Here is an 11,634-nt window from a genome sequence, read left to right as displayed (position 1 = left end):
AAGCCCCAGGTAGGGGCAAAATTTGGGCCGCAGTGTTGCACGCGACCCGGGCTTCTGCAACGTATTTTGCACGAATGAGAATTTTATGAAATCATCATTGCACGAATCCAGCGCCTTGCTGACCGAGCGGCTGGCCCGCCAGGACGCCGACCTGACAGCCAGCGAACGGGCGCTGGCCGAGGCCCTGGGGCGCGACTACCCCCACGCCCTGCTGGAGTCCGCCACTGCCCTCGCTGCGCGCACTGGCACCAGTGCATCGACCGTGGTGCGGCTGTTTGCCAAGCTGGGCTACGGCAGCTATGCCGAGGCCCAGCGCGAGGCGCGGGCCGAGGTCACCGCCCTGCTGCAAACGGCCGGGCAGCGCGCACCCGTCACCATCGGCACCCGGCGCAGCCTGCAACAGTGCGTGGACGATGCGCTGCTGCACGACCAGCACAACCTCACCACCACGCGCGATGGACTGGACATGGCGGCCTTCGAGGCCATGGTGACGCGCATCGCACAGGGCAAGGGACGCATCTTTGTGCTGGCGCAGATCAACAGCGCCCCGGTGGCCGCCTGGCTGGCGCTGCACCTGAACATGTGCCGCCCCGGCGTGCACGAACTGGGGGCTGGCGCGGTGGACGCCACCGACCAGCTGCTGTGGATCCAACCCGAGGACGCCTTGCTGGTCTTCAGCATCCGCCGCTACGCCAGCGGGCCGGTGAAAGTGGCGCAGCGCTTTCGCGACGCGGGGGCCCAGGTGCTGGCCATCACCGACAGCGCCGCAGCGCCATTGGCCGCGCTGTCCCACCACCGGCTGCAGGTGCGCACGTCCAACGCATCGCCGTTCGACTCGTACACCGCCGCGTTCTTCCTGTGCAACGCGCTGGTCTCGGCTGTGGCCCAGCTGCGGCACAAGGCGGTGTCAGAAGCACTGAAACGGCGCGACGATCTGTGGACGGATTTCGAGTCGCAGCTCATCGTGGAAGGCCACCCGCCAGCCGGTCGGCGGGGCAAGCGTTAGCCTGGGCTCCTTGGCATTGCATGCTCCCATAAAAAAAGCGCTCCGAGGAGCGCTTTTTGCTTCCCAGCCTCAACCCAAACCTGCGCACAACCCACACCCCGTGGAACTGGCGAGGCCCAGACCAGTGGCCGCCGCGCAAGGGCCGCCCCGCCGCGCTGGCGGCGTCCCCTGGGGGAAGGCGCCGCAGGCGACTCAGGGGGGAGCCATCAGTGCTGCAGGATCTTGTTGAGGAAGTCCTTGGTACGCGGCTGGCGTGCGTCGGGGTTGTTGAAGAAGTCGTCCTTGGAGCAGTCTTCCAGGATCTTGCCGCCCACGTCCATGAAGATCACGCGGTTGCTCACCTTGCGGGCAAAGCCCATTTCGTGGGTCACGCACATCATGGTCATGCCTTCGTTGGCCAGGCCCACCATGACGTCCAGCACTTCACCGACCATTTCGGGGTCGAGCGCGGAGGTGGGCTCGTCGAACAGCATCACGATGGGGTCCATCGACAGCGCGCGCGCAATGGCCACACGCTGCTGCTGGCCGCCCGAGAGCTGGCCGGGGAACTTGTCCTTGTGCGCCATCAGGCCCACACGTTCGAGCATCTTCAGACCGCGCTTCTTGGCGTCGTCCGCACTGCGGCCCAGCACCTTGATCTGCGCAATGGTCAGGTTGTCCGTCACCGACAGGTGCGGGAACAACTCGAAATGCTGGAACACCATGCCTACGCGGCTGCGCAGCTTGGGCAGGTCGGTCTTGGGGTCGTGCAGTGCAATTCCGTCCACCGTGATCTCGCCCTTCTGGAAGGGTTCGAGCGCGTTGATGGTCTTGATCAGCGTGGACTTGCCTGAGCCCGAGGGGCCGCACACCACCACCACTTCACCCTTTTGGATGGTGGCCGTGCATTCGTTGAGCACCTGCACCGGGCCATACCACTTGGATACGTTTTTGAGTTCGATCATTTCTTTTTCCTCAATCCAATCTCTTTTGCACCAGCATCGATCAGCGGATGATCGCGATCTTCTGGTGCAGGCGCTTGACCGCCCAGGACAGCGCGTAGCACATGATGAAGTACAGGACCGCAGCGGCCAGGTATGCCTCGATCGGACGACCAAAGTTCTTGCCCGCCACTTCAAAGCCCTTGAGCATGTCGTAGGCACCGATGGCGTAGACCAGCGACGTGTCCTGGAACAGGATGATGGTCTGCGTGAGCAGCACCGGCAGCATGTTGCGGAACGCCTGGGGCAGCACCACCAGCTTCATGTTCTGGCCGTACGTCATGCCCAGCGCCTGGCCGGCATACACCTGGCCGCGTGGGATGGACTGGATGCCAGCGCGCATGATTTCGCTGAAGTAGGCCGCTTCAAAGGCGATGAAGGTAATGATCGCCGACACTTCCGCGCCAATCGGGCGGCCGATGATGGCGGGCACCAGCAGGAAGAACCACAGGATCACCATCACCAGCGGAATGGATCGCATGCCGTTGACGTAGATGGTCGCAGGAACATCCAGCCACTTCTTGCCCGACAGGCGCATGAGCGCCAGCACCGTGCCGAAGATCACGCCACCGATGGTGGCGATGAGCGTGAGCAGCAGGCTGAAATACAGCCCTTTGAGCACAAAGTTGGAGATCAGCTCCCAGTTGTAGAAGGAGAAATCGATATTCATATCAATGCCCCCCTCCGGCCGCGCCGCTCACGACCATGCCAGGGATGCGTGCGCGTTTTTCGATGAAGGCCATGATGCGGTTGATGGCAAATGCCGAGATGATGTACAGCGTCGTCACCGCCAGGTAGACCTCGATGCCGCGCGAGGTTTCTTCCTGCGCCTGCATGGCAAACATCGTGAGTTCAGCCACCGACACGGCAAACGCCACGGACGAGTTCTTGAAGATGTTCATCGTCTCGCTGGTCAGCGGCGGGATGATGATGCGAAACGCCATGGGCAGAAGCACATAGCGGTAGGTCTGGAACGTGGTGAAGCCTACGGCCAGACCTGCGTACCGCTGGCCGCGTGGCAACGCCTGGATGCCGGAGCGCACCTGCTCGGCAATACGTGCCGACGTGAAGAAGCCCAGTGCCAGCACCACCAGCGCAAAGCCAGGAACGCCCCTGAGCACCGGAAACAGGCTGGGTAGCACGTGGTACCACAGGAAAATCTGCACCAGCAACGGAATATTGCGAAACAGCTCGACCCAGGCATTGCCCAAGCGCACGATCATGGGCCGGTCCTGCAAGGTACGCAGCGTCCCGATCAAGGAACCCAACACAAGCGCCAGCACCAAGGCCAGCACCGAAACAGACACCGTCCAACCCCAGGCCGACAGCATCCAGTCCAGGTAGGTGATATCGCCGCCCTTGCCAAAGCAGCTTTGCACGACTTCCCTGTCCATGGTGTCCTGGCAGAACACCTGCCAATCCCAACTCATAGGAGCACCCCTTAAATTCTTGGTATTGCGTTGGGCGCAACCCTTTGCGAGCCCAACAAAAAAGCCCCTTCAAACCGGTTGGCCGAAGGGGCACAAGCGTTCAGAAAATTACTTCTTTGCGTAGTCTTCCATGGGCTTGTCATTGGGCGATGCCCATGCTGCCTTGGTAGCGTCGGACATCGGCAGACCAATCTTGGTGTTGGTCGGTGGCACGGGTTGCATGAACCACTTGTCGTACAGCTTGGCCAGCGAACCGTCTGCAATCTGGCGCTTGATGGAGTCGTCCACGGCCTTCTTGAAGGCTGGATCGTCCTTGCGCAGCATGCAGGCGATAGGCTCCACGCTCAGAACTTCACCGACGATCTTGTAGTCGGCAGGGTTCTTGGACTTGGAGATGTTGGCAGCCAGGATAGAGCCGTCCATCACAAACGCATCGGCGCGGCCGGTTTCCAGCATCAGGAAGCTGTCAGCGTGGTCTTTGCCAAAGACTTCCTTGAAGTCGATGCCGCCAGCACGCTCATGCTTGCGCAGGGTTTGCACCGAAGTGGTGCCCGTGGTGGTGGCGATGGTCTTGCCGTTCAGGTCCTTGATGGACGTGATGCCCGAGTTGGCCTTAACAACGGTGCGCACTTCTTCCACGTAGGTGGTCACGGCAAAGGCAACGTCCTTTTGGCGGGCTGCGTTGTTGGTGGTGGAGCCACACTCCAGGTCCACAGTACCGTTGGTCACCAGGGGAATGCGGTTTTGCGAGGTGACGGGCTGGTACTTGACTTCCAGCTTGGGCAGGCCCAGTTGCTTCTGGATATCGGCCAGGACGATTTCGCCCATTTCGGTATGGAAGCCCACAAACTTGCCGTTACCCAGGGTGTAGGAAAGACCGGAAGATTCGCGAACGCCCAGCGTCACGCTACCCGAGGCCTTGATCTTGGCCAGGGTATCGGTGGCTTGAGCGAAAGCGCTACCTGCAGCCAGGGCGGTCACGGCAACCGCGAGCAAATGCTTCTTCATTGGTATCTCCTTGTGTGTGAAGCTAAAAACGGGGGGATTCTAGAGATTCGCCCACGCCGGCAGTGCCGGCAGGTCGCATTCTCCAAAAACAGAAACCTCGACCGGGATATTAGTCAGAACGGAACCTGGTCGGTGGGGTATTTCCAGAAGTCGCGCAACAAGTAGCTGACCGGGAGGTTCAGCACCGTGTTGTTGGGAGGGATGGGTTTGTTAAACCACTTGTCATAAATGGGGTAGATGTCCCGGCTGGTGATCAGGCGGCGCATCTCTTCATCAATCAGCTTTTTGAACTCGGGGTCGTTCTTGGGCAGCATGATGGCCAGTGGCTCGGTGGTCATGAAGCGGCCCACCACCTTGAGCGCCTTGGGGTCAGGCCGCCCGGCGGCCAGGCCATACAACAGCACGTCGTCCATCACAAAAGCATCGGCCTCGCCCTTCTCGACCATCTCGACCGCCTTGGCGTGGTCCGGCGCCTCAACAATGGTGATCCCCATGAGGCGCTCGCGGTTGGCCTGATCGGCGGCCTTGAGCGGTGTCGTGCCCTTGGTGGACACCAGCTTCTTGCCATTGAGGTCTTCCACGCGGTCGATGGGGCTGGAGGTCTTCACCAGCAACCGCGCACCGGTGATGAAATGGGGGATGGTGAACGCAACCTTCTGGCGCCGCTCGGCGTTGTTGGTGGTAGAGCCACACTCCATGTCGGCTTTGCCCTGCTCGATCATGGCGATACGGTTGGCCGGCGTGACCGCTACAAGCTCGACCTCCATGTCCTTCTTGCCGGTTTTCTTGCGCACCACCTCGGCCAGGCGCAGGCACAGGTCCATGGCATAACCCACCGGCTTGCCGGACTGGGTGTCGATGTACGAAAAGGGCACAGACGATTCACGGTACGCAATCACCAGCTTGCCGCCGGCACCGATGCGCTCCAGCACCGAGGCCTGCGCAGAGGCCGCGAAAGCGCAGCTTGCAGCGGCAAGGCCCCAGGCAATTCCCCAATGCTGAACTTTCATACGGCGTCTCGGTGAGTGGATGGATCGGATTCGCAATGTTCGTGCCACCGTGGGGACTAAGAATCTGCTCTTAGACGGCACACGCTGCGGCAGCCGACCCAGCGATGGCGCCGACTGTACGTGTCGTTACCGTGAAATTCCAATGCCGTTTGCGCGCGCAACTATGCAAAGTGTTTATATCCGTATTTACCCTTAGCATGACCCGGCCTGCGCTTGAAGGTACATCCACAGCGCCTGTGCCGTGCCTTTGGGAGCCTCTTTGCCCGCTGGTTTCTCACGGTAGGCGCGCACATCCATGGTCATCTGCAGGCCTTCACTATCGACCGGTGCTGCACTGACCAGGCGGCGCGAACGCAGTTCTTTCTTCACGGCGCTGTGCGGCAGAAAGGCCACGCCATGGCCTTCGAGCGCCATGGCCTTGAGGCCCTCGGCCATGTCGGTTTCGTACACGCGCTCCAGATGGATGGGCGTGCCGGATTCCTTCAGGATCAGTTCGGTCACGCGCCCCAGATAGGCGCCCGGGGCGTAGCCCAGGTAGGGCAGTGGTTGCCCGGCCCGGCCCGGCAGGCGGTGCACGGGTTGTCCGTCGGCGTCGGCCTTGCTGTAGGGGGAGATCACTTCCTGCCCCAGGCTCACCATCTCGTAACGGTCGGCATCCAGCTGGAAGGGCTGCGAAGGGTGGTGGTAGGCAATCAGCAGATCGCACCCGCCCTCCACCAGGCGCATCACGGCGTCGTGCACGTTCAACGCAATCAGCCGGCTTTTAAACGGCCCAAACTTGTCGTGCAAGCTCGACACCCAGGCCGGGAAAAACGTGAACGCCAGCGTGTGCGGCACGGCGAACTCGATCATGTCCTTGCCCGCGCTTGTGTGCGCCCGCAGCATGGCACGCGTGTTCTGCAGCGCCTGCAGCACTTCCAGAGACTGGTCGTACAGGGTCTTGCCAGCCGGAGTGAGTCGGGTGGGGTAAGAGCTGCGGTCCACCAGATCGGTGCCAGCCCAGGCTTCCAGCGCCTGGATGCGCCGCGAGAACGCGGGCTGCGTCACATGCCGCAGCTGCGCTGACCGGCTGAAGCTGCGGGTTTCCGCAAGACTGACGAAATCTTCAAGCCACTTGGTTTCCATCGGCGCATTATCCGCGCGGGCGCTGCAACGTGCTGGCACCGGGCATCAGGGTTTCCACAGGCCTGCGCGCCCGCGGCCCTCGGCTCCATGCGCGTCTCCCGGCTGCGCTGGCCCCCGCACCAATGCTGTGCATGCATAGCGAGCGACGCATAATACCCAGCGCGTCTACCCCGCTTCTCCCTCGGTCAACGCCCCAGGTGCACAACGCCGCCGGGCAGCAAGATCGGCATTTGCCCCGTGTTCTTCTGACTCCCCGCGTTCATGTCCACCTCCACTCCCGATGGGCAGCCCTCTGCGCCCATAGTGCCTGCAGCGCCCGCTGCCGCTGACGAACCCCGCTCCCTGCGCCTGGAAGACTGGCTCATCGTCCTGACCATGGCCGCCCTGGCGCTCATCACCTTTGTGAACGTGGTGTTGCGCTATTTCACCGATGCGTCCTTCGCCTGGACCGAAGAAATATCGGTGTTCCTGATGATCGTGCTGGCCATGGTCGGCGGCTCCGCCGCCGTGGCGCGCCAGTTGCACATACGCATCGAGTTCTTTGCCGATGGCGGCTCCGAGCACCGGCGTCAGGTGCTGGCGCAGTTTGGTACTCTCATGGTGGCGCTGTTGTTTGGGCTCATCACGGTGCTGAGCATCCGCGTGGTGTGGGACGACTACCGGTTTGAAGAGACATCGCCCGGCATCGGTGTGCCGCAGTGGTGGTACACCGTCTGGCTGCCTGTGCTGTGCGCGCTGACCACAGCCCGGGCACTGCAACTGTTTGCCCGCCTGCGGCGTGCATCGGCCGCATCGACCGCACCGAAGGCCCGCCCGTGATCGCTACCCTGCTGTTTGTCGCCTTCCTGGGCATGATGTTTCTGGGCGTTCCGATTGGTGCGGCCCTGGGTCTTGCGGGCGCCACGGCGATTGCCGTGGCCAATGCCGAGACCCCCTGGTTCGGCCTGCTGGCCGTGCCGCAGAACTTCTACGCAGGCCTGGGCAAATACCCGCTGCTGGCCATCCCGATGTTTGTGCTGGTGGGCTCGATCTTCGACCGCTCAGGCGTGGCGCTGCGGCTGGTGAACTTTGCGGTGTCCATCGTGGGCCGAGGGCCCGGCATGCTGCCGCTGGTTGCGATTGCCGTGGCCATGTTCCTGGGCGGCATCTCCGGCTCGGGCCCTGCTACCGCAGCGGCGGTGGGTGGCGTCATGATCGCCGCCATGGCGCGCGCCGGGTATCCCGCTGCCTACTCGGCGAGTGTGGTGGCGGGCGCAGCAGCCACCGACATCCTCATCCCGCCCTCGGTGGCGTTCATCGTGTATTCGGTGCTGGTGCCGGGCGCCTCGGTGCCCGCCTTGTTTGCCGCAGGCATGTTCCCAGGCATCCTGGCGGGCATTGCGCTGATCGTGCCCGCCGTGTGGCTGGCACGGCGCCACAAGATGGGTGGCGCTGAAGCCGACATGCCCCGCCCGCCGTTCTGGCGCAGCCTGCGCGAGGCGGCGTGGGGGCTGGCCGCGCCGGTGGTGATTCTGGGCGGCATGCGCGCCGGCTGGTTCACTCCCACCGAGGCTGCCGTGGTGGCCGTGTTCTACGGCCTGTTTGTGGGCATGTGCATTCACCGCACGATCCGTGTGCGCGACCTGTTCACCATCCTGCGCGAAGCCGGTGAACTGTCGGCCGTGATCCTCGTGGTGGTATCGCTGGCTGGCATCTTTGCGTTCTCGCTGTCCACCCTGGGAGTGATCGACCCCATCACCCGCACCATCGTGCAGTCGGGGCTGAGCGAGCAGGGTGTGCTCGGCGTGCTGATCGTCATGCTGCTGATCGCAGGCATGTTCCTCGACGGCATCTCCATCTTCCTGATCTTTGTGCCCCTGCTCATGCCCATCATGCAGCACTACCAGTGGGACGTGGTGTGGTTCGGCGTGGTGCTGACCCTCACGGTGGCCATCGGCCAGTTCACCCCGCCCATGGCCGTGAACCTGATGGTGTCCAGCAAGATTGCCGGTGTACGCATGGAGCAGACCACCCGCTGGGTCGTCTGGCTGGTGCTGGCCATGACGCTGGCGATGCTGCTGGTCGTCGTGTTTCCGCAGATTGCGCTCTGGCTGCCCCAGCGGCTGGGCTACTGATTTTTCCTCACCCATTCACCATCCAACAAGGAGACAACCGATGAAACTGCGCACCTTCCTCACCTCTGCCGTGGCCGCTGCAGCCGCCCTGGCCTTCACCGCACCTGCCGCCATCGCACAAACTGCGTACAAGAGCGAATACCGCATGTCGCTGGTGCTGGGCCCCGCATTCCCGTGGGGCAAGGGCGGCGAGCTGTGGGCCAACAAGGTCCGCGAGCGCACCAATGGCCGCATCAACATCAAGCTCTACCCCGGCGTGTCGCTGATCCAGGGCGACCAGACGCGTGAATTCAGCGCGCTGCGCCAGGGCGTGATCGACATGGCCGTGGGCTCCACCATCAACTGGTCGCCCCAGGTCAAGCAACTCAACCTGTTCTCGCTGCCCTTCCTGTTCCCCGACTACGCCGCCGTGGACGCCGTGACGCAGGGCGATGTGGGCAAGAGCATCTTCGCCACGCTGGACAAGGCCGGTGTGATGCCACTGGCCTGGGGCGAGAACGGCTACCGCGAAATCTCCAACTCCAAAAAGGCCATCAAGAGCCCTGAAGACCTCAAAGGCCTGAAGATTCGCGTGGTGGGCTCGCCGCTGTTCCTCGACACCTTCACCGCCCTGGGCGCCAACCCCACGCAGATGAGCTGGGCCGACGCACAGCCCGCTTTTGCCAGCGGCGCGGTGGACGGACAGGAAAACCCGTTATCCATCTTCACCGCCGCCAAGCTGCACAGCGTGGCGCAAAAGCACATCACGCTGTGGGGCTACGTGAACGATCCGCTGATCTTTGTGGTGAACAAGGAGATCTGGAACAGCTGGACCCCAGCCGACCGCGAGATCGTCAAGCAAGCCGCCATCGACGCGGGCAAGGAAGAAATCGCCCTGGCCCGCAAGGGCGTGGTCGAAGCCGACAAACCTCTGCTCAAAGACATCGCCGCACTGGGCGTGACGGTGACCCAGCTGAGCCCCGCCGAACGCACCGCCTTTGTGAAGGCCACACGCCCGGTATATGACAAGTGGAAGGGCCAGATTGGTGCCGACCTGGTCACCTCGGCCGAGAAGGCGATTGCGGCCCGCAAGCAATAAGCCAGACGCTGGTTCGCCAAAGCCCCCAACAAAAGCCCCGCTCGCGGGGCTTTTTGCTGTCGCTGGATCCTTGCAGGGCGAGAGCCGGTCGCTTCACTATTGATAGCTGTCGACGATTACCAGTAAAGCGCCAGAGGCACTTTTCATCTAAATTTCACGACCACCCACGGCTGCACCACCAACGCACGGCGCCGGGTGTTTGACGGCGTTCTTGCGCAGCTTGTTCTCCACCGCCTGCGCCAGGTCCACACCCGCGTGGTCTGCCAGCTGCAGCAGGTACAGGAGCACATCGGCAACCTCATCGGCAATGGGCTCCGTGAGCGCCGGGTCATCACGTACCGCCAGCGACTGCTCGGGGGTCATCCACTGAAAAATCTCGGTCAGTTCTGCCGCTTCCACCACCAGCGCCATCGCCAGGTTCTTGGGGGTGTGAAACGGCTGCCACTGCCGCTCGGCGGCAAACGCGCGCAGCCGCGCCTGCAAGGCATCGACATCCAGGGGCATTGCCAAAACTCCTTATTTGATAGCTGCTTGCGCTTATCCATAAAGCGCTAGAGCCATTTTTCATTCAAATTTCAGAGCGGAGACACCGGCGCCTCGCCTGCCAGATGGCGGCGAGCGTTTTCCAGGAAACGGTCCACCGAAGCCTGCACCGCTTCGGGCGACCAGCCCGCCACATGGGGTGTCAGCACCACGTTGTCCAGGTCCAGCAGTTCAGCCGGGGGCGCGGGCTCGCTCTCGTACACATCCAGGCCTGCTGCCGCAATGCGGCCTTCGCGCAGCGCGGCGGCCAGGGCGGCGGTGTCGATCACGCTGCCGCGCGCGATGTTGACCACCACGCCGCGCGCGCCCAGGGCATTCAGCACGTCTGCGTTGACCAGGTGCTTGGTGCCCGCGCCACCGGGCGTGGCGACCACGAGGAAGTTCGACCATTCGGCCAGCGCCTTTACATCGCCAAAGTAGCGGTACGGCACATCGGTGCGCGCGCTGCGGTTGTGGTAGCCCACCTCGATCTCGAAGCCCAGCGCGCGCTGTGCGATCTTCTTGCCGATGGTGCCCAGGCCGATGATGCCCAGGCGCTTGTGCGACACGTTGGGCGGTAGCGGCAGGGCCGTGCGCCAGATGCCTGCGCGCGTGGCCTTGTCCAGCGGCAGGATGCGGCGCTGCGCGGCAATCAGCAGGCCCCAGGTGTGGTCGGCCACGCAGTCGTCATTGGTGCCCGCGCCCGTGGCCACCACAACGCCCCGCGCCTTGGCGTGGGCCACGGCGATGTTCTCGTAGCCTGCGCCCAGCGCGCAAATCAGCGTGAGCGCGGGCAGCGCATCGATCTGCGCCAGGCTCAGGCCCACGGCACCGATGGTCAACACCACCCGCACGCGGCTGCCGTGCTGCGCAATGGCAGCGGCGGCCTGCGGTGCGTCGGGAGCGTAGATCACTTCGAAGGTCTGGGCCATCTGGGCGATGTGCTCTTCAGACAAAAACATGAGGGCAAGCAGAACGGGCTTCATAGCGCAACAGGGAGGGATAAAACAGGCGTGCAAACCAGCGAACAAAGCAGGCTGGCCAGCGGCGGGCGGGATGGCCGCGACCGGACCCTCAAGCGTCACCCGGCACAGGCAGGGCTCGGGGGATAGGGCACGGTGCACACGGCGCCACGGTGCAGACACTGGCACCGCAACCCACGCCATGGCGGCCAGCAACCGCCCGAGCATTGTGCCCCAGCACCCACGCAACTCCGCTGGCAACGCAGGCATGCAGGCCTCGTCGCCCCATCCGCAAAACACCTGCTACAAGCCAAGGATTTCCCGGGGCACTCCTGGCCAGTTTGGACACACCGACGGCCAAAAAGACCCCCATGCCAAGGGGGACCTGTTTTCTACATT

12 protein-coding genes are annotated in these 11,634 nt (G+C 63.2%); 4 read left to right on the top strand and 8 right to left on the bottom strand.

Annotation, left to right across the window (positions count from 1 at the left end; genetic code table 11):
* The first annotated feature begins 85 nt into the window (after nt 1-85).
* Entirely contained in the window at nt 86-1,006 is a 921-nt protein-coding gene (locus ACT89O_RS04275) for a MurR/RpiR family transcriptional regulator (RefSeq protein ID WP_487261928.1), read from the top strand.
* A 206-nt stretch (nt 1,007-1,212) separates the two neighbouring features.
* Here the strand turns inward: ACT89O_RS04275 and ACT89O_RS04270 are convergent, their stop codons facing one another.
* The 6 genes from ACT89O_RS04270 to ACT89O_RS04245 form a co-directional block, all read right to left on the bottom strand.
* A complete protein-coding gene (locus ACT89O_RS04270) occupies nt 1,213-1,950 on the bottom strand; it encodes an amino acid ABC transporter ATP-binding protein (RefSeq protein WP_055400819.1) in 738 nt (245 codons plus the stop codon).
* Nucleotides 1,951-1,990: 40 nt separating this feature from the next.
* Nucleotides 1,991-2,656, bottom strand: coding sequence for an amino acid ABC transporter permease (locus ACT89O_RS04265; RefSeq protein ID WP_055400821.1), 666 nt, complete (start codon nt 2,654-2,656; stop codon nt 1,991-1,993).
* Between the two features lies 1 nt (nt 2,657).
* Nucleotides 2,658-3,416 carry an amino acid ABC transporter permease gene (locus ACT89O_RS04260; protein WP_055400823.1) on the bottom strand — a complete coding sequence of 253 codons (759 nt, stop codon included), beginning with the start codon at nt 3,414-3,416 and terminating at the stop codon, nt 2,658-2,660.
* Between the two features lie 108 nt (nt 3,417-3,524).
* On the bottom strand, nt 3,525-4,424 hold the full coding sequence (locus ACT89O_RS04255; RefSeq protein ID WP_228897373.1) for an amino acid ABC transporter substrate-binding protein: 900 nt from the start codon (nt 4,422-4,424) through the stop codon (nt 3,525-3,527).
* A gap of 113 nt (nt 4,425-4,537) precedes the next feature.
* Complete coding sequence (locus ACT89O_RS04250; protein ID WP_121422279.1) at nt 4,538-5,434, bottom strand: amino acid ABC transporter substrate-binding protein; 897 nt, start codon at nt 5,432-5,434, stop codon at nt 4,538-4,540.
* Nucleotides 5,435-5,626: 192 nt separating this feature from the next.
* On the bottom strand, nt 5,627-6,559 hold the full coding sequence (locus tag ACT89O_RS04245) for a LysR family transcriptional regulator (protein WP_055400828.1): 933 nt from the start codon (nt 6,557-6,559) through the stop codon (nt 5,627-5,629).
* Between the two features lie 261 nt (nt 6,560-6,820).
* Between ACT89O_RS04245 and ACT89O_RS04240 the strand changes: the two genes are divergently transcribed.
* From ACT89O_RS04240 to ACT89O_RS04230, 3 genes are read left to right on the top strand one after another with little or no spacing between them, the layout of a single operon-like run.
* Complete coding sequence (locus ACT89O_RS04240) at nt 6,821-7,378, top strand: TRAP transporter small permease (RefSeq protein ID WP_487261927.1); 558 nt, start codon at nt 6,821-6,823, stop codon at nt 7,376-7,378.
* The gene (locus tag ACT89O_RS04235) at nt 7,375-8,673 is read left to right on the top strand and encodes a TRAP transporter large permease (protein WP_121422277.1); all 1,299 of its coding nucleotides are present in this window, start codon (nt 7,375-7,377) and stop codon (nt 8,671-8,673) included. Before ACT89O_RS04240 ends, ACT89O_RS04235 begins: the two co-directional genes overlap by 4 nt.
* A 40-nt stretch (nt 8,674-8,713) precedes the next feature.
* A complete protein-coding gene (locus tag ACT89O_RS04230; RefSeq protein ID WP_487261926.1) occupies nt 8,714-9,751 on the top strand; it encodes a DctP family TRAP transporter solute-binding subunit in 1,038 nt (345 codons plus the stop codon).
* A 147-nt stretch (nt 9,752-9,898) separates the two neighbouring features.
* Here ACT89O_RS04230 and ACT89O_RS04225 read toward each other — a convergent pair whose 3' ends face one another.
* Both ACT89O_RS04225 and ACT89O_RS04220 read right to left on the bottom strand, forming a co-directional pair.
* On the bottom strand, nt 9,899-10,255 hold the full coding sequence (locus tag ACT89O_RS04225; RefSeq protein ID WP_487261925.1) for a nucleotide pyrophosphohydrolase: 357 nt from the start codon (nt 10,253-10,255) through the stop codon (nt 9,899-9,901).
* A 71-nt stretch (nt 10,256-10,326) separates the two neighbouring features.
* On the bottom strand, nt 10,327-11,259 hold the full coding sequence (locus ACT89O_RS04220; RefSeq protein ID WP_487261924.1) for a 2-hydroxyacid dehydrogenase: 933 nt from the start codon (nt 11,257-11,259) through the stop codon (nt 10,327-10,329).
* Between the last annotated feature and the right edge of the window lie 375 nt (nt 11,260-11,634).

It is taken from the genome of Acidovorax sp. NN32, from assembly GCF_057597245.1.
Note: the sequence above shows the minus strand (reverse complement) of the source record. Positions and strands in the feature narration are given on the sequence as shown.

Bases quoted from the DNA above. Each gene is read 5' to 3' on its own strand.
- ACT89O_RS04275 (WP_487261928.1), top strand. From the start codon at position 86: ATGAAATCATCATTGCACGAATCCAGCGCCTTGCTGACCGAGCGGCTG.
- ACT89O_RS04270 (WP_055400819.1), bottom strand. From the start codon at position 1,950: ATGATCGAACTCAAAAACGTATCCAAGTGGTATGGCCCGGTGCAGGTG.
- ACT89O_RS04265 (WP_055400821.1), bottom strand. From the start codon at position 2,656: ATGAATATCGATTTCTCCTTCTACAACTGGGAGCTGATCTCCAACTTT.
- ACT89O_RS04260 (WP_055400823.1), bottom strand. From the start codon at position 3,416: ATGAGTTGGGATTGGCAGGTGTTCTGCCAGGACACCATGGACAGGGAA.
- ACT89O_RS04255 (WP_228897373.1), bottom strand. From the start codon at position 4,424: ATGAAGAAGCATTTGCTCGCGGTTGCCGTGACCGCCCTGGCTGCAGGT.
- ACT89O_RS04250 (WP_121422279.1), bottom strand. From the start codon at position 5,434: ATGAAAGTTCAGCATTGGGGAATTGCCTGGGGCCTTGCCGCTGCAAGC.
- ACT89O_RS04245 (WP_055400828.1), bottom strand. From the start codon at position 6,559: ATGGAAACCAAGTGGCTTGAAGATTTCGTCAGTCTTGCGGAAACCCGC.
- ACT89O_RS04240 (WP_487261927.1), top strand. From the start codon at position 6,821: ATGTCCACCTCCACTCCCGATGGGCAGCCCTCTGCGCCCATAGTGCCT.
- ACT89O_RS04230 (WP_487261926.1), top strand. From the start codon at position 8,714: ATGAAACTGCGCACCTTCCTCACCTCTGCCGTGGCCGCTGCAGCCGCC.
- ACT89O_RS04225 (WP_487261925.1), bottom strand. From the start codon at position 10,255: ATGCCCCTGGATGTCGATGCCTTGCAGGCGCGGCTGCGCGCGTTTGCC.
- ACT89O_RS04220 (WP_487261924.1), bottom strand. From the start codon at position 11,259: ATGAAGCCCGTTCTGCTTGCCCTCATGTTTTTGTCTGAAGAGCACATC.